Origin of the sequence: Tenacibaculum sp. nBUS_03, assembly GCF_051201695.1 — a bacterium.
Lineage (GTDB): Bacteria > Bacteroidota > Bacteroidia > Flavobacteriales > Flavobacteriaceae > Polaribacter.
On the sequence record NZ_CP179214.1, the window covers coordinates 1,045,762 to 1,063,546 of the forward strand.

The following is a 17,785-nucleotide window of genomic DNA, read 5'->3' on the forward strand; positions in this document are numbered from 1 at the left end:
GGGATAAAATTCGATATTTAATTAATTATATTTTAATTTATAACTTTTTTAATACATTTAAAATGCTGTCTTTCTCCTCTCCTTCTATATTCTCTAAAAAGTTAAAGAGTTTACTATGTTCTTCTTTTTTAATTGTTTCCTCTGTTACTTTGATGATTTCATTTTCTACATCTTTTTTTAGAATATTTACACCAACTTTAAATGGTGTTCCATCATAATATCTTGCTATTGTTCCTGGACCTTCAGGTGACCCATGATCAGCATCAATGGAATCTCTCCATTTCTTTGCATGATTTGCCCATTCATCTTGATCTACTAATTCCGGTGGAGTAAACCATACATTCCAAGTAAGTATATTATCTTTCTGCAACATATTTCCAGAGCCTAAGTTAAAAACATCCATGATAAATTTATTAAACTCATCTACTATTGGATATCCAGTTTTTTTTATATCTCCAATTTGTACATTTAAATTACCAACAGCCCATGCTTCTTCTTCATGTTTAGCAAAATTAGGAATTGGAAAACCAGTACTTTGCCCTTTTCTTAAAGGGAATATTGGTTCTTCAGGATTTCCAACTATACTTGTAAAAACGACTATTGCCTGTGATTTTTTTGAAGGAAAAGGTAAATAGCTTTTTTCAAAATAATCCCACAATTGTTGTACTATAAAGTTTTGTTTTGCTCCTGGACTAAACCATATTTTACCAACTACGCCCATATCGGCTGCTAACTCTTTGTTATCTTCATTTACCCAACCTCTTGTTCCTGTTACGGTAACTTCAACATTTAAGGTTCCTAAAGAGGGTGAACTAATACCTTGTTGAGGACAAATAATAGAATAAACTTTACCTGTATCTGTATATCCAATTCTTGAAATATCAGGAGCAAACATTTGGTAACATCGTTTAGGGTCTGGTTGTCCCTTTTGTGTTTCCCAACTAAACTCTGGCCATTTTACAGCTTGCTGGCGTTGAAGTTTATTAATATTTAACATATTATCGGGCATTGGTAATGATGTAAGATCTGGATTTGGATATGCAAAAGCTGGATTTGACGTTGCAAATCCTCCAATCCAACCTCCTGGTATATTTTCTAATATAGCCTTTTCTGTTTTAGATGTAGTTTCCATTGTATTATATTTTTAAGTTTTTAAAATGACTGGTATAGTAATTTCTCACTTTCTAATTTAAATACTAAAAATGTAACTTTTAATCCAACTTCTCTAAGCGTATATTAAATAGGTGCGAGTGCTTTATTTTTTGATGTAAAAACAAAACGTTCTTATTTATTATTATTTTTATCTTTGATTATTAGTCTTAAAAACAACTTTGTTAATTTCTACGTTGCCAAAAAACAGCCGTCGACCATCGTTTTTCTTCTTTATAGTACCTTCTCTTTATATCATGATACTGTTTATAATTCTTTAAAATATCTTCTTTATATACTTCAATTGATGAAGAAGCTTCTTCTATTTTATGAGCAATGTATTTGGCAGCAAAACAAGCTGAACTAATTGAAAAACCTATTCCCATAGACGAAATTGGATCAAACGAAACTGCTGCATCTCCAATCGCTATAAAATTTTCTAAATTTCTGATATCGCTTATCTGCGAATGAGCATTTCTTACCCATAATTTATCTGAAAGAGCTTTAGTATTATTTAGAAGGTGCTTTATGTGATTCGTTTCTTGTAATAAACTTTCCCAAACGTCAAGCTGATGTAGTTTATTTTCGGAAATAATATCAGCATCAGAAAAAAAAGTAACTACAATTTTATTCTCTGGTAAACAAGCTGCATACCACCAACCTAGCTCTACTGATTCTAATGTTTGCTCAAACTTTTTAGATACATTATTCAATTCCAAAAACAATCCTACCCCCATAAGTGAATCGTCTTTTTTCAAACTTCCACCTACTTTTCTACACACATTAGCTGACCTACCAGAAGCATCTACCAAATAATTAGCTTTGATTGTAAATTTTCCTTCCGTAGGATGACTAAGAAATACCCGCCAACTTTTATCCTCTAGTTGTTCATAATCTAAACACTTAGTTCTGGGGTAAATAGTAGCTCCTCTTTCTGCTGCTGTTTCTATTAATTTAAAATCAAACTTTTCTCTATCTAATTGAAAAGTAGCCTCATCAGTAGTAAAAATAGCATTCGTAGTGCTTACCTTGTCGCTTCCCCAATAAGATTTACTTGCATATGCTGGTATAAAACTATTTTCCTCGAAATCAATTTTATTTAATTTTAAATAAGTTATCAAATCAAAAATACTTGCAGAAACATGTTCACCTACTCTTATTTTATTAAAATCAGATTGCTCAATAAGGGTAACATCGCATTTAGAGTAGTTTAATAAACTTAATGCGGCAGAGGCTCCACTTGGGCCTCCACCAACAATAAGTACATCGGTATGTTTTATAGGATTTGACATTAGCGTCTCATTCTTGTTCCTGAACGAGGCGTACCTAATCCATTTTTACTTACACTTATTTTCTTAAAAGCACGTTTTTCAAGGAAAGAAACTAACTTTTTTGCTCTCTCATTTTTTTCTCCAATACGCTTTAAGTCATCTTCTATATAAAATACTGGAATTGTAGTTTCATTATCATCTCCATTACCACTTACTTGTCCTACTCCATATTCTACAAATGAAAACAATTCATTTGTACGTTCAGTTTCTGTGAAATATGGAAATCCTTTATCCTGAGAATTCGTATTTCTAATAAATGCCATAGAAGACCAATGCTCAACCATTTGAACAAAACTATTAATTCCACGTGCATAATTCATTTGTTGCCCAGCCGGTAAATGAGAATGCATTTGTCCTTCTAATGTCGTTTCTCCTGTTAATACATCCCATGGACTTTGTGGTGGCCACCAATATGAATAATAAGTAGGTGGTAACGGTTCTTGAACAGGATCATTTTCTATTGTTTGTTCGTCTTTAAAAATAGTTTTGGAACCCACCCAAGCACTTTCAGTCTTTTCCTCTGTTATCGTTACTCTTGTGTCTTTATTAAAATTAGGATTTGTAAAATTAACTGGTTGCACAGTACATTGGAAAAAATCTGCTTGCCAAGGACATGCCATTCTTTTTGTTAAATCACCTGGTTCACAACCTCCTCCTTCACATTCATCTCTTGATGGTGTTAAACCTGTAGCATTATATCCTCCAATACCTTTTTCATTTGAAATTACAAAAGGAGCTGCATATATTTTTGAATTTTGCACACTCCAAGTTACCTCAATACCCGGACACATTGGTAAACCAACACAATTTCCTACACTTGCTTGATCTTCTTTACTAATAGGAAAAGGTTCATAATTTGGATTGTTCTCAAAATTGCCATTTGCCCATTGTTTAAGCATAAAATATTGTGTATCATTTAATGATAAAAACTTCACAATAGTTTCATTACTCACCGAGTTACTTCCTGAATTTAAAGGCATCATTGGAAAAGAATCATCTCCATTAGTTTTAAATAACTGAGATTGTGGTTCATTGGGAACTGAATTCAATTTATCATTTGGGCGTCTGAAATATGAGAAGTAATTCTCTCTATTAGCCTTATTTTCTTCGCTAGGGTCAGAAAAATCAAATACATTGGAAGAAAAAGCAATCATTGATTGTACATTAGCTACCCATTGATAGCCAGCAAATCGTTTGATAATTGGTAAAATATCTCTCTGATAATTCACTTTGTAAGAAGCATTAAATATACCATGTTTACACATATCTGGAACAAGATTAAAACTTCGCACCCCAACATCAAACATACTATCACTCAAATTAGAAATATTTACAATTTCTGGAGCAAAATCTGGAGAACCAACAATTACCCATGCTTTTAAAGTAGCTGATGGTGTACCGTCATTAAAAATAATAGTACAATAAACCGGACCATCAGCAATATCATCATGCCAAGTATTTGACCCTCCATAACTAGTAAGAGGCTCATTTCCTCCTGCATTTCCGTAACCTCCTAAAACAATTAATCTTCCATCATCATCCGTTTTAAGATCACCTAATGTTTTAATTGCTGTACCAGAAGTAACTTCTTCAGGTGGATACTGAGATGGATATCCTGGAGGCACAGTACTCTTATCGAAACCAATCTCTTGATTAGCACCACTCACACTTCTTGGTTCGTGGATCAATAATTAATGTTTGCCTTTCTTTTTCTGTTTTTAATGATGGATTTCTAAATTCTACCCCTCGGTTTTTATAACTATTCTCCTCTCCATAAAGAAGGTTTCCTTCTAATTCGCTATACTGATACCAAGCAGCTTTTTTATTTGCTAAATGCACAGTCCATTCCATTAAAGAAACATTTGATGAATTAGAAGTTAATTCTTTGCCATTAGCATCAAACACCTTAAAAAGTTGTCCTTGCCTTCTTACTTGACTTTCGTCATCTTTAAAATTTTTAATGGGTCCTAATTTATTACCAGATGCATCTGCTTCATAAGGAAGACCACCAATTTCATCAGGAGAAAGACAAAACTGCTTCGTACTATTTCCTAATCGGGCAACCCCTACCGAAGGGCTAATTTTTAGTTCCATAATTTTAGTGTTTAGTTAGATTATTTATTTTACTCTCTAAATTAAGCACTAATCATTGTGCTATTCTTCTTCTTTCTTTAAAAGTATCTTAAATGAGTACGAGTGTTTTATTTTTTGATATAAAAACAAAACACTCGTGATTAGTAGTTTAAATAAATTATTACATTTTTAAAACAACATACATCCTTTACCAATTCAAAGTATATTTTGTTTTATAATCATTTTCTTTTGTATCATATTCATAAACTCCCCAATGATGCTCATAAGCACCTGCCCCAATTGGCTTAGTATCTTCATCATACATTTCAAAAATAAAACAAGGAATTTCAATGTTTGGTTTGCGTGGTGTTCCTTTTCCACTTTTACAATGATTAATTAAATTTTGATTAAACACTTGTGCATTAGAACTTGTAGCAGAAGGATACTTAGCCACCGGACCTGTTGGCCAACCTGCTTCTCCAATTACAATAGGCAAATCACCATAATTATTATTAACTAAAGTAACATATAAAGCATCAAACATAGCGTCAAAAATATTTTTGTAGGTATATTTTCCGTCTGGAACCCATACTTTAGATTCTTTTGAACCTTTTTTAGCGTTATCAGCTTTAAATAGACAATAATCTAAAGAAATAGTTCTCTGATTATTTTGAGTTATAAAAGGATATACATTTATCATGAATACTGAATTATCAGCTTTCAGAATAGCACACACATCTAAAATGATACTTTTAAGTCCGCCATTAAATGATCCTGCAGAAGGTGGATATGAATTACCCATGATGGCATAATTGAAAGGAACCGTTACTTTAGTAGAAAGTCCTTTTCCTTTAATTGCCGCTTTAATATTTGTTAGTGCATCTACCAAATATGGTGAATATGCATTATTCCACCAGCTACCTAAAGGTTCATTACCAACGCAAATCATTGGAATGGTAGTTGAATTATCTGATAATACTTTTATTATAGCATCAATTGTAGTTTTGTCGTTATTTGCACATAGCTCTAAATCACCGTTAGGCACATCTACTAAAACTTGTAATCCTTGTGAAGCAAAAGCGCTAATGCAAGTTGCTTGGTTGTAAGTAAACATTTTAACAGTTCCTACACCTGTTTCTTTTATTTGTGAAGCTGCTTTAGCTGCACTTACTTGTTCTCCTGAACTTTGAAATGTATTACTAAAATTAACTCCTACCGTAGTATTAAAAATTGAATTACTCATAAATAATTAGCTTTTTGAATTTTGCCTACTCTACATAGTTTTCGGCTTCCCCCTAAATTCGATTATCATATTTACAATGACTTGTTATAAATTTAAAGACTAACTACATCACTTTTTTTTTAATTTCTTTTAGTGGTAAAAAAACAGACACAGGCGTTCTTTTATTGATAACAAAGCTTTTATAATTATTTTTAACTGAAATTCATATTCAGTTGTTTTTTACAATAGTTTCTTCAAGTTAGCTTCAGATTGTTTAATTTTGAGCTAACACCTTATTTAAATTTTATTTTTTGAAAATTTCTGAAACACACAAAGTTCCTTCTCTTGAAAATCCCATCCGCTTACAAGAATATGGTGTTGGAATTTTTAATACCGTTTTAACAAAATCGAGTTTAAAAAAAACTATTAAAAAAGGATTGATCCTTGTTAACCAAACTATTGCCTCTACTGCTTTATTTATAAAAGGAGGTGAAATAATAGAACTACTAGAATCTGAAAAAGAAATAAATGTTAGAAAGTTTATTTTCCCTTTAGAAATACTTTTTGAAGACGATTATCTAGCCATCATATATAAACCTTCTGGAATTTTAGTAAGTGGAAATTCATTTGCAACCATTGATAATGCACTTTCTCAAAATTTGCAAAAAAGTTTACAATTAGACACTGTTCGTCCAAGGCCAGTTCATCGACTAGACTATCCTACTAGTGGTTTACTTTTAATTGGTAAAACAAAATCAAGTATTATTGCTTTAAATAAATTATTTGAAAATAAAACTATTAAAAAAACATATCATGCAATTACTATTGGCAAAATGAAACAATCTGGCAAAATAAATGGCTCAATAGATTTTAAACATGCCTTTACAAGGTATGAAGTATCTCATACAGTTACTTCTGAACGCTTTGGCTTCCTTAATTTAGTTTCTCTTAAACCACAAACTGGAAGAAAACATCAATTAAGAAAGCATTTACTAGCTATTGGAAATCCTATTTTGGGAGATAAAGAATACTATATTAATGATCTTATACTTAAAGGAAAAGGATTGTATTTACATGCTTCCTCTTTAGAGTTTATACATCCGTTTACTAAAGAAAGAATTTTTATAACTAAAGAATTACCTTCTAAATTCAATAAAATATTCCCTCTATAATTTTCTTTAAAAGATATATCTTTGCGCCTATGCGAATAGATATTATTACTGTAGCTCCAGAACTACTAAAAAGCCCGTTTGAACATTCAATGATGAAACGTGCAATTGATAAAGGATTAGCCGAAGTTCATTTTCATAATTTACGTGAATATGGCATAGGTAATTACCGCCAATTAGACGATACGCAGTTCGGGGGTGGGGCTGGAATGGTTTTAATGATAGAACCCATTGCTAAATGTATTGAAAAACTACAATCAGAAAGAAAATATGATGAAATCATATACATGACTCCTGATGCCAAAACACTAAACCAAACTACAGCTAATACACTTTCTTTAAAAGAAAATATTATTATTTTAACTGGTCATTATAAAGGCGTAGATCAACGTGTACGTGATAAGTTTATTACTAGAGAAATATCTATTGGTGACTATGTTTTAACTGGCGGTGAATTAGCAGCTGCAATTTTATGTGATGCTGTAATTCGGTTAATCCCTGGAGTTTTAGGTGATGAACAGTCTGCCTTAACTGATTCTTTTCAAGATAATTTGTTATCGCCTCCTGTATACACAAGACCTTCTGAATATGATGGTTTAAAAGTTCCTGATGTTTTATTATCTGGTAATTTCCCTAAAATAGAAGAATGGAGAAGCGAAAAAGCCTATGAACGAACTCAACAAATTCGACCAGACTTACTTGACGAATAAACATAAACCATGTAATTTAAATTAATTACTGAGTAAAAACAACAAACTTGGATACACTAAAAGCATTTTTTCAAAAAAACCCAGCAATAAGTATTATTATTGCTTTCCAACTTTTTAGATTTATCTTACTTCCTTTTATGGGACTAATGCCTCAAGATGCATATTACCATTTTTATGGAGAAAATTTATCTTTATCTTACTTTGACCATCCTGGAATGATTGGATATATTTTAAGAGGGTTTACGTTAATCTTTGGAAAAACTGTTTTTGTAGTTAAATTTGCTGATTTTATTGTTACCTCTCTTACCCTATTTAGTTTTTACAAATTAGCTTCTTTATTTTTGTCTAAACAGAAATTACAAAGAGCTATCTTATTAATAACATCTACATTATTTATATCTATTTTATCTTTTAATTCAACACCAGATGTTCCATTATTGTTATTTTGGACCCTTAGTGTTTTATTTTTATATAAAGCTGTTTTTGAGGAAAAAAAATGGTTTTGGGTTTATGGTGGTATTGCAATGGGCTTGGCTTTTAACAGTAAATACACTGCTTTATTATTACAATTTGGTCTCATCTCATTTATTCTTTTTTCTAATAAATATAGAAAATTAATAATCTCACCTTGGTTATGGTTTAGTATCATTATCTCGGTAGCTATTACCTTTCCTGTTTGGTGGTGGAATTATCAATATGATTTTGCTTCTTTCTTATTTCAGTCTTCAAATAGAACAGACTCTATGTCTGGGTTTAATATTAATCCAAAGTATTTCTTTGGAGCCATAGGTCATCAATTATTTTTATTGTTACCCGTTTTATTTTGTATTTTCATTGTTTTTACGTTTAAATATACTAAAAGAGCGTTAACTAAATTTAAGCTACCTAGTTCAGAAATAGTATTCTTATTAGCTTTTTTCATTCCAACTTTTGTAGGCTTTTTCGCTTTAACACCAATTTATTGGGTTAAATTAAATTGGCTAATGCCTTCATACATCACAGGAATCATTATAGCAGGAATGTTCATTAACAAAAAATTATTAAAAGCTCAATTAATAACATCCATCATTTTTCATTTTTTAATTAGTTTGCAAATATTATTTTATTTAGTACCAATAAAAAGTGATGACACATGGGAAGGTTGGGAAGGTTTAGCTACAGAAACTCGAAAACTTCAAAATCAATATCCCAATACATTTGTTTTTTCTGATGATAAATATAAAACATCAGCTGTTTTAAATTTTTATATGAAAAACAAAGTATATGCACAAAATATTATTGGCAAGCATGCACTTCATTTTGATTATTTAGGTGATGACTTAAGTATATTAAATGGTAAAAATGCTATTTTCATAGATTCTGACACACGATTTAAAACAAGTAATAAAAAAGGAAGTACAATCCCCGAATTAAACCGTTATTTTTCAAAGATAACAGAATTAAAGCCCATTATCATATCTAAAAAAGGAAAAGAAATTCGTAAATTTTGGGTTTTTTATTGCGAAAATTATAACGTTAATCCTTAATTAATAAATACAAGAAAACATATTTAACTATTTTATCATTCCTTTTAATTGGAATCGTATTCAATAAATTATATTGATTAAAACTTTTTCCATAAACATCTTTAGGGCTTCTGTAATTCCTACTATCAGTTAAGTATAAAAATTTTTTGGAGGTAAGTTTCTTTTTTTTCTTATTTATCCAATAATACTTATGTATATTAGATAGCTCTCCCATTCCATAAACATCCATTTGATTTGGTCTTGCTATGTAATAATCTATATGTGCTAAAGGGAACCATTTATCTGAAATAATTGGTATACTTTTCAAGTTTTTTAGCTCTAATAGTTGTGTAATTTTAGTAGATATTTTTTTCCATCCATATATATCCATCACAGCATCCTTATTATTAAACTCTTCTTTATTAATATTTTCTTGAATAGGTAAAAACCATCCTTTATTAACTTCAATACAAGTAAAAATCAATAACATCATTAAAAACACCCCTCCTCTAATTAAATTTCTTTTTATATTCTTATTCTTATGAATGTATACAGATAATAGAGGCAATAATGTTACATAAGATATTCCTGACCAATGTGGAAGAGTATCTTTATATAAAGACAAATAAATTGTCGTTAATATTAATGGAAATGAAAAAAATATAAATAACCATAACAGCTTTTTTTTAAATATAAATTTCTTTCTGATTATAGCTACAATCATTATAAATGTTGAAAAAAAAACATATGGATTATTGTATCCCATTTGACCAAATATCTCTCTTAAAAATGAGCCCATATTAAAAGAACTACTAAACAAAGAAACTCTATTGTTATGAAATTTATAACTAATAAAATCATTCTGATAATTCCAGTATCCTATCAAAGAAATTGTAATTAATGGAAAAAAAAACGATAGATAAAAAGACCAGTCTTTTAACCAGCTTCTATTTATAAAAACAACATATAATAAAACTCCGACTAATAAAAATACTGCTTGGTATTTTGAATAAATGGCACATGCAATAAAAAAGAAAGCTATAAAAAGTTTTTTTCTTGAACCTTTTGAAGGTTGCCTAAAGGCAATGCTTCTAACAAAAATTTAAAACTTAGTAACCAGAAAAAAAGTAATGGTGCATCTGGTAAAATAAATGTCCCTGCAATTATTAAAGCATATAGATTTAGGTTATACAATAAAGCTGACAAAAATCCTACCAACTCATTTTTAATTTTACAGCCAATTAAAAACAATAGGTATGTATCAATACTTGATGGAATAATTGCCCCTAAACGAATAGCCAATTCATTGTCATAAAACAAATTAAATGTAAATAATTGAATAAAAAAACCTACAAATGGTGGATGGTCAAAATGGCTAATGTCAGGGTACTTAGCATACAACCAATAATATACTTCATCGTTACCGAACTCTAATTGGCTCGCCAAAAAAATTCTTAATAGTGTACTAACAACAATTAATACATATATTGCTCTCCTATAAGATATTTTATGCTTCACTTAAATACCTCTTCCATGCTTGTACAATAACCCCATACTTATAAAACCTATTACAATACCTATAAATGAGCCTACAAAAACATCTATTAAAAAGTGTTGTGATAAATATACCCTAGATAAACCAGCTACGATAGCTAAAGAAATCCATAAATATTGAGACTTACATTTAGCAAAATACAAACATAGTATTGTAAAAATAGCAAAAGCTGTTGTTGTATGACCAGAAGGAAAAGAATTCCATAATGCCATTTTAACTCCCTTTACTAAATACAATGAATCTTCTCCAAAAACTCCAACTGGTCGTGGTATACCTTTAAAAATAATTTTCTTAAAAAAGTGTGTAACTAATAATGTTAGCACCCCACTAATAAGAAAAACCAGCACTATTCTACGTTTTACAAACACAAAAAATAATGCTAATACCCCAAACATTACTCCATCACCTAAAAAAGTACTGTACTTAAAAAATGTATCTAAAAATGAAGTATGAATTTGATTTATTTTTAAATGAAGAAAAAACTTATCAAATAAAATTATAAATAAAGATGAAACAATAAAAAACACTCCATAAACAAAATACGTTTGTCTTTTAATTCTTAAGCTTAAAAGAATAAGGACATTCTTAACTCCATCAAGCCAAATATTGGCTTTACTTTTATTTCTATATCTTACAGCAATACTTTTACTCATAATAAAATATATCTTTTATTTATATTGTAAAACTATCTGCTCATTGTTTAAAAAACTTTAATTCCATTTTAATTTAGCATAACTATTTTAAACATAATTAACTTTAAAAGAACATTTTAATAAAACATTCACTAAAAAAATTAACATAAAAATAAATAGCTCTTTATCTTTTTTTATCAGAAAAAAAGCATAAATTTGCACGCACAAAAAATAACCTCTGACGAGAATCGTGTACGTTGTTTTAGTAAACTATAAAAAACATTTAAGATGGAATCTTTAATTAAATTTGTACAAGACGAATTTGTAACAAAAAACGATTTTCCAGAATTTGGAGCTGGAGACACTATTACTGTATACTACGAAATTAGAGAAGGTGAAAAAGTACGTACTCAGTTTTTTAGAGGTGTAGTTATCCAAAAAAGAGGTAGCGGAAGCTCTGAAACATTTACTATTAGAAAAATGTCTGGTACAATAGGTGTTGAGCGTATCTTCCCTATTAACTTACCTGCTATTCAAAAAATAGAAGTAAACAAAAAAGGTAAAATCCGTAGAGCTCGTATTTACTATTTTAGAGGTCTTACTGGTAAAAAAGCAAGAATTAAAGAAAAAAGATTTTAATCCTTTTTCTACACAATCTAAAAAGCATCATATATTTTTTTATATGATGCTTTTTTTTGTAAAAAAATATACTTGACAATCCCTCCTATTAGCAAAGTAAGCTTTTCTTTCAAATATGTAATCATTACGATGACCTTATCAAAAAATATTTAAACAAATAAAAATAACTAAACTTCAGCTACGAAATTATTTCAAAACTGTTTTATCAAAGTAAAAACAAACAGTTAACCTTCTATATTTAATAATAAAATCTCTATAATCAATCTTAAAATTATTAAATCAATAATCAAAACAACTAATTAATGAGAATTTTTCACTAAAAATTTCATGATATATTCATAAATTTGCCTGACTTCAAAATAATTAATTTAATCTTTACTTATGAATAAAATGGCTAAAATCATGTATACAAAAACGGATGAAGCTCCTGCGTTAGCTACTCGTTCGTTTTTACCTATAGTAAAAGCATTTACTAAATCTTCAAACATAGAAATTGAAACTAAAGATATCTCTCTTGCCGGTCGTATTCTTGCCAACTTTTCCAATTACTTACCAAAAGAGCAACGTGTTGAAGACGCATTAGCTTTTTTAGGAGAATTAGCAAAAAAACCTGAAGCAAACATTATTAAACTTCCTAACATTTCTGCTTCTGTTCCTCAATTAAAAGCTGCAATAAAAGAATTACAAAATTTAGGATATGCACTACCTGATTATCCAGAAGAAATAAATTCTGATGAAGATAAAAATGTTTTAGCCTTATATAATAAAGTAAAAGGATCAGCAGTAAATCCAGTATTAAGAGAAGGAAACTCAGACCGTCGTGCTCCTAAAGCAGTTAAAAACTACGCAAAGAAAAATCCACATAGAATGGGTGCTTGGTCTTCTAGTTCTAAAACTCATGTAGCAACAATGACTGAGGGTGACTTTGCTCACAATGAAAAATCAGTTACTGTTTCTTCTGCTACAAATGTTAAAATAGAACACACTGACACTAAAGGAAACACTACTATTTTAAAAGAAAAAACACCTTTACTCGCTAATGAGGTTATTGATGCTACAGTTATGAACAAAAAAGCATTATTAAACTTCCTAGACACCCAAATCGCTGATTCAAAAGATAAAGATGTTTTGTTTTCATTGCATATGAAAGCCACAATGATGAAAGTATCTGATCCAATTATTTTTGGTCATGCTGTAAAAGTTTTCTTTAAAGATTTATTTACAAAACATGCACAAACGTTTAATGAAATTGGAGTGAACGTTAATAATGGTTTTGGTAACTTATTGAGCAACCTAAATGAATTATCAGAAGAAAAGAGAAATGAAATCTTAGCAGATATTGACGCTATTTACTCAAGTAGACCTGATGTTGCTATGGTCGACTCTGATAAAGGAATTACAAACTTACATGTTCCTTCTGATGTTATTATTGATGCATCTATGCCGGCTATGATTCGTACTTCTGGTCAAATGTGGAACAAAGAAGGGAAACAACAAGACACAAAAGCAGTAATTCCAGATAGTTCATATGCTAGCTTATATCAAGCAACGATTGACTTCTGTAAAGAGAATGGAGCTTTTGATCCAACAACCATGGGAACTGTTCCTAATGTTGGTTTAATGGCACAAAAGGCAGAAGAATATGGATCACATGATAAAACTTTTGAAATAACGTCAAGTGGAACAGTTAAAGTAATTGACGATAATGGGACTGTATTATTAGAACATAACGTTGAAGAAGGTGATATTTGGAGAATGTGCCAAGTAAAAGACGCGCCAATCCAAGACTGGGTAAAATTAGCAGTAACTCGTGCTAAAGCAACCCAAATTCCTGCTGTTTTTTGGCTAGACGAAAACCGTGCTCATGATGCTGAGATCATTAAAAAGGTAAAAAAATACTTACAAGACCACGATACTAATGGGTTAGAAATCCATATAAAATCAGTTTCTGAAGCTACAGAGTTTACTTTAAAAAGAGTTAAAGCTGGCTTAGACACTATATCAGTTACTGGAAATGTTCTTCGTGATTATTTAACTGATTTATTTCCTATTTTAGAACTTGGTACTTCAGCTAAAATGCTTTCTATTGTTCCATTAATGAATGGTGGCGGTTTATTTGAAACTGGAGCTGGTGGTTCTGCCCCTAAACATGTTCAACAATTAGTTCAAGAAAATCATTTACGATGGGATTCTTTAGGTGAGTTTTTGGCTTTGGCTGTTTCTTTAGAACACCTAGGAGAAACGAACAACAACTCTAAAGCTAAAATTTTAGCTGAGACTCTTGATGACGCAACTGATAAATTACTAGAAAACAAAAAAGGACCTTCAAGAAAAACAGGAGAGTTAGATAACAGAGGTTCACATTTTTACTTAGCAATGTATTGGGCTCAAGCATTAGCCTCACAAGATAAAGACAATGAATTAAAAGTTCAATTTAGTTCTTTAGCTGAAAAAATGATTGCCAAAGAATCTGAAATAGTAAATGAGCTTAATACTGTTCAAGGAAAAGCAGTAAATATTGATGGATACTACGAACCAAATGATAAATTGGCCGATGATATTATGAAACCTAGTCAAACGCTAAACACAATTTTGGAAAGTTTTTAATATTAGGTTCATATAAAAATCAAAAGCAGGTGATATTTCACCTGCTTTTTTGTTACTTAACAACCAAAACAAATTACGAAACCATAGTAACAATTCTTTGTGGTAAAGGTGCATCAAAACCAGCAGCTCCTAATTCCTCAACTATTTTCTGTCTTGTATCCCAATATACCTCCCAATAATTGTCGCAACTTACATAAGGCAAAGCCAATAACTCAACACTATTTTCGCCAAGATTATTTACAGCAACTCTTGGTTTTTTATCGTTATCATTTAAAACATGTACATCACTAACTAACACATTCATTACAATCTCTTTCGCTTTCTTTATATCTGAACCATAACGAATTGCAAATGGCATATCCACACGTAAACTTCCTACTTTAGTTAGGTTTGTTATTTTCCCTGATGTTATTGCTGAATTTGGTATAATTTCTGTTTCATTTTGAAAAGTCTCTATCACAGTTACAAATACAGATATCTCTTTTACAAATCCGAAAGCTCCATTTGTTTTAATTAAATCACCAACTTTAAACGGCCTAAAAACAAGCAACATAACTCCAGATGCTAAATGCCCTAATGAACCATTAAAAGCTGCTCCAATTGCTATCCCCACTCCAGCTATAAGAGCTGCAAAAGTTGCTGTAGGAACCCCAACTATACCTGCTATTGAAATAATTAATAGCGCTTTTAAGACAAAACCAATAAGTGTAATCAAAAAAGGGCGTAAAGTTTCATCTATATGCTTGGACTCAAAAACTTTTGAAACTCCTTTAACTAAAATTCTAATAATCCATAATCCTATTATTAATGCAGCTAAAGCTCCTATCAATTTTAATCCCCAATCACCCATTCCTGATGCAATAGAATTATAAAAGTTGGACAGTCCATTTTGTATTGTTTCCATATTTATTTAATTTTTTATTAATTCTATTTTTAAGACACCACTTTTTTTGAAGCGTCACTTATAATTATTTTTTGCTGAGTTTACTTTCAAAGTTTGTAACTTTGATGTATGAATTTCACCAAAACAACAGAACAAGATTCGAATTATAATAACTTAGAGAAAATGAAAGTTTCAGAGTTATTATCTATTATTAACAATGAAGACAAAACAGTACCGCTTGCTATTGAGAAAGAATTGACTTCCATTCAAAACTTAATTGAACAAATAGTACTTAAACTAAAAAAAGGAGGTAGACTATTTTATATTGGAGCTGGTACAAGTGGAAGATTAGGTATTGTTGATGCTAGTGAGTGCCCTCCTACTTTTGGTGTTTCTGATGATTTAGTTGTTGGTCTAATTGCTGGTGGAGACATTGCTATAAGGAAAGCTGTTGAATTCGCTGAAGATTCAACAAAACAAGGCTGGATTGATTTACAAAAGCATAACATAAATCAAAACGATATTGTTATAGGCATTGCTGCGTCAGGAACAACACCCTACGTTATAGCAGCTTTAGAGAAGTGTAATTCAGAAGGAATTATTACTGGATGTATTACTTGTAACAAAAAAAGCCCTTTGGCGTTAACAGCATCATTCCCTATCGTAGTAGTGGTTGGTCCAGAAGTTGTTACAGGTAGTTCCAGAATGAAGGCTGGCACAGCTCAAAAATTAGTTCTAAATATGATCTCTACGGCCACTATGATTCAACTAGGAAAAGTTAAAGGAAATAAAATGGTAGACATGCAACTATCTAACAATAAGTTAGTAGAAAGAGGTATAAAAATGTTAGTTTCCGAATTACAAATCGACCAACAAATTGCTAGTGATTTAATTCAAAAATATGGTAATGTTAGAAACGCCGTAAAAAATTATAAAAATGAGTAAAAATACTTCACTTGATAAAAACTTAAAAAGGCTATTTATTTTACTAGGGCTATTAATACTTTCTCCCTTAGTACTTAATATTTCATTTAAAGCCTTAAAAGTTTTCCCTGATCAACCTAAGATAGTAATAGCGTATGCTCTTCTAATAATTGGAATTTTATTAATTATATACACTGTTTACTTTGGATTTAAAACTTTTAAGAATATATTAGATTCACTTTTTAATCAATAAAATTTGAACTTTAAAAACAAATTTTATAAAATCTTTAATTGGGAACATTGGCCTTCTTCAATGCTATATATTCCAAATTTACCTTACGCTTTCTATTTAGCCTATAAGGCAAAACATCTTGCTTTCTTTACAGCAGCAAATCCAAGTATTAAAAGCTCAGGTAATGGAACTGAAAGTAAATTCGCTACCATGTACCTAATCCCTGAACAATTTAGACCAAAATCTATCCTGATACTTCCTAAAACAAGAATTGATTTTGTTATAAAAAAAATTGAGAAGGCAAAGATTTCATACCCTTTAATTGCAAAACCAGATGTTGGCTTTAGAGGACTACTGGTAAAAAAAATAAACTCAAAGGAAGAACTCTTATCATATCTAAAAAAATATCCAATCAATATCATAATTCAAGAATACATTGATTATAAAAATGAGTGTGGTATATTTTATCATCGAAACCCAAACGAGGAAACTGGTAAAATTACATCTATCACTTTAAAAAAATTTTTATCTGTTACTGGAAATGGATACTCCACGTTAAAAGAATTAGTTTTAAAAGATAATAGAGCTAAGATATACTTTGATATAATTAACGAAACTCATCCTTTACAATTAAACACTATTCCTAAAAAAAATGAACTAATAAAACTTTCTGTTATCGGAAATCACTGTAAAGGAACACAGTTTATCAACGGAAACCACTTAATTAGTAAGGAACTTCATAAAACATTCGACAAAATAAACAAATCTATTGATGGTTGGTATTATGGTAGGCTAGATATTAAATACAATACCTTTAATGAATTGCAAAAAGGAATAAATTTAAAAATCTTAGAAATAAATGGTATATTAGCTGAACCCACACATATATATGATAGTAAAAACTATAACTATCTGAAAGCTTTAAAAGAAATACGTAAACACTGGAGTGAATTATACAATATATCAATAACAAATCACACCCAATTCAATATACCGTATAAGAGCACCAAACTGTTTATATATGAGATGCTAAGATTAAAGAATTACGTTACAATCATAAAAAAATTAGATTAATTTTTATACTTTTGTAATATTTTTCAATTTAAATAAGTGTCTAATTATTAACATAATCTTTCAATTAAAAAACAAAGACT

Annotated in this window: 17 protein-coding genes; 8 read left to right on the forward strand and 9 right to left on the reverse strand. The window is 30.1% G+C overall.

The window, feature by feature from the left end; translation table 11 throughout:
- Nucleotides 1-37 precede the first annotated feature (37 nt).
- From ACMFBB_RS04760 to ACMFBB_RS04780, 5 genes are all read right to left on the reverse strand, one after another.
- The gene (locus ACMFBB_RS04760) at nucleotides 38-1,132 is read right to left on the reverse strand and encodes a hypothetical protein (protein ID WP_435263317.1); all 1,095 of its coding nucleotides are present in this window, start codon (nucleotides 1,130-1,132) and stop codon (nucleotides 38-40) included.
- A gap of 202 nt (nucleotides 1,133-1,334) precedes the next feature.
- The gene (gene lodB, locus ACMFBB_RS04765) at nucleotides 1,335-2,441 is read right to left on the reverse strand and encodes a lysine-epsilon-oxidase maturase LodB (protein ID WP_435263318.1); all 1,107 of its coding nucleotides are present in this window, start codon (nucleotides 2,439-2,441) and stop codon (nucleotides 1,335-1,337) included.
- Nucleotides 2,441-4,168: a CTQ-dependent lysine 6-oxidase LodA gene (gene lodA, locus ACMFBB_RS04770; protein WP_435263319.1), complete on the reverse strand. Its 1,728-nt coding sequence runs from the start codon at nucleotides 4,166-4,168 to the stop codon at nucleotides 2,441-2,443. The genes lodB and lodA overlap by 1 nt, the downstream gene beginning before the upstream one ends.
- Complete coding sequence (locus ACMFBB_RS04775; RefSeq protein ID WP_435263320.1) at nucleotides 4,134-4,574, reverse strand: LodA/GoxA family CTQ-dependent oxidase; 441 nt, start codon at nucleotides 4,572-4,574, stop codon at nucleotides 4,134-4,136. The genes lodA and ACMFBB_RS04775 overlap by 35 nt, the downstream gene beginning before the upstream one ends.
- Before the next feature lie 187 nt (nucleotides 4,575-4,761).
- Complete coding sequence (locus ACMFBB_RS04780) at nucleotides 4,762-5,796, reverse strand: glycosyl hydrolase family 17 protein (RefSeq protein WP_435263321.1); 1,035 nt, start codon at nucleotides 5,794-5,796, stop codon at nucleotides 4,762-4,764.
- A gap of 290 nt (nucleotides 5,797-6,086) precedes the next feature.
- On the opposite strand from ACMFBB_RS04780, the gene ACMFBB_RS04785 reads away from it, so the two are divergent.
- The 3 genes from ACMFBB_RS04785 to ACMFBB_RS04795 are packed head-to-tail and all read left to right on the forward strand — an operon-like array spanning nucleotide 6,087 to nucleotide 9,180.
- Nucleotides 6,087-6,947 carry an RluA family pseudouridine synthase gene (locus tag ACMFBB_RS04785; RefSeq protein WP_435263322.1) on the forward strand — a complete coding sequence of 287 codons (861 nt, stop codon included), beginning with the start codon at nucleotides 6,087-6,089 and terminating at the stop codon, nucleotides 6,945-6,947.
- 29 nt (nucleotides 6,948-6,976) lie between these two features.
- Complete coding sequence (trmD, locus tag ACMFBB_RS04790) at nucleotides 6,977-7,654, forward strand: tRNA (guanosine(37)-N1)-methyltransferase TrmD (RefSeq protein ID WP_435263323.1); 678 nt, start codon at nucleotides 6,977-6,979, stop codon at nucleotides 7,652-7,654.
- 47 nt (nucleotides 7,655-7,701) lie between these two features.
- The gene (locus ACMFBB_RS04795) at nucleotides 7,702-9,180 is read left to right on the forward strand and encodes a glycosyltransferase family 39 protein (protein WP_435263324.1); all 1,479 of its coding nucleotides are present in this window, start codon (nucleotides 7,702-7,704) and stop codon (nucleotides 9,178-9,180) included.
- Here the strand turns inward: ACMFBB_RS04795 and ACMFBB_RS04800 are convergent.
- The 3 genes from ACMFBB_RS04800 to ACMFBB_RS04810 form a co-directional block, all read right to left on the reverse strand.
- Nucleotides 9,170-10,045 carry a hypothetical protein gene (locus ACMFBB_RS04800; RefSeq protein WP_435263325.1) on the reverse strand — a complete coding sequence of 292 codons (876 nt, stop codon included), beginning with the start codon at nucleotides 10,043-10,045 and terminating at the stop codon, nucleotides 9,170-9,172. The two genes, ACMFBB_RS04795 and ACMFBB_RS04800, sit on opposite strands and share 11 nt — an antisense overlap.
- A 152-nt stretch (nucleotides 10,046-10,197) precedes the next feature.
- Nucleotides 10,198-10,677 carry an ArnT family glycosyltransferase gene (locus tag ACMFBB_RS04805; RefSeq protein ID WP_435263326.1) on the reverse strand — a complete coding sequence of 160 codons (480 nt, stop codon included), beginning with the start codon at nucleotides 10,675-10,677 and terminating at the stop codon, nucleotides 10,198-10,200.
- The gene (locus ACMFBB_RS04810) at nucleotides 10,678-11,367 is read right to left on the reverse strand and encodes a phosphatase PAP2 family protein (protein ID WP_435263327.1); all 690 of its coding nucleotides are present in this window, start codon (nucleotides 11,365-11,367) and stop codon (nucleotides 10,678-10,680) included.
- Nucleotides 11,368-11,634: 267 nt separating this feature from the next.
- Here ACMFBB_RS04810 and rplS point away from each other — a divergent pair, with 267 nt between their 5' ends.
- Both rplS and ACMFBB_RS04820 read left to right on the forward strand, forming a co-directional pair.
- A complete protein-coding gene (gene rplS, locus ACMFBB_RS04815; protein WP_435263328.1) occupies nucleotides 11,635-11,985 on the forward strand; it encodes a 50S ribosomal protein L19 in 351 nt (116 codons plus the stop codon).
- A 381-nt stretch (nucleotides 11,986-12,366) separates the two neighbouring features.
- A complete protein-coding gene (locus ACMFBB_RS04820) occupies nucleotides 12,367-14,592 on the forward strand; it encodes an NADP-dependent isocitrate dehydrogenase (protein ID WP_435263329.1) in 2,226 nt (741 codons plus the stop codon).
- Between the two features lie 73 nt (nucleotides 14,593-14,665).
- On the opposite strand, the gene ACMFBB_RS04825 is transcribed toward ACMFBB_RS04820, so the two are convergent.
- Nucleotides 14,666-15,496, reverse strand: coding sequence for a mechanosensitive ion channel family protein (locus tag ACMFBB_RS04825; RefSeq protein ID WP_435263330.1), 831 nt, complete (start codon nucleotides 15,494-15,496; stop codon nucleotides 14,666-14,668).
- 108 nt (nucleotides 15,497-15,604) lie between these two features.
- Between ACMFBB_RS04825 and murQ the strand changes: the two genes are divergently transcribed.
- Genes murQ through ACMFBB_RS04840 form a run of 3 tightly spaced genes read left to right on the forward strand, consistent with a single transcriptional unit; the run spans nucleotide 15,605 to nucleotide 17,705 of the window.
- The gene (gene murQ, locus ACMFBB_RS04830; protein WP_435263331.1) at nucleotides 15,605-16,420 is read left to right on the forward strand and encodes an N-acetylmuramic acid 6-phosphate etherase; all 816 of its coding nucleotides are present in this window, start codon (nucleotides 15,605-15,607) and stop codon (nucleotides 16,418-16,420) included.
- On the forward strand, nucleotides 16,413-16,652 hold the full coding sequence (locus ACMFBB_RS04835) for a DUF6095 family protein (protein WP_435263332.1): 240 nt from the start codon (nucleotides 16,413-16,415) through the stop codon (nucleotides 16,650-16,652). Before murQ ends, ACMFBB_RS04835 begins: the two co-directional genes overlap by 8 nt.
- Nucleotides 16,653-16,655: 3 nt before the next feature.
- Nucleotides 16,656-17,705: a D-alanine--D-alanine ligase gene (locus ACMFBB_RS04840; RefSeq protein ID WP_435263333.1), complete on the forward strand. Its 1,050-nt coding sequence runs from the start codon at nucleotides 16,656-16,658 to the stop codon at nucleotides 17,703-17,705.
- The last annotated feature ends 80 nt before the right edge of the window (nucleotides 17,706-17,785 follow it).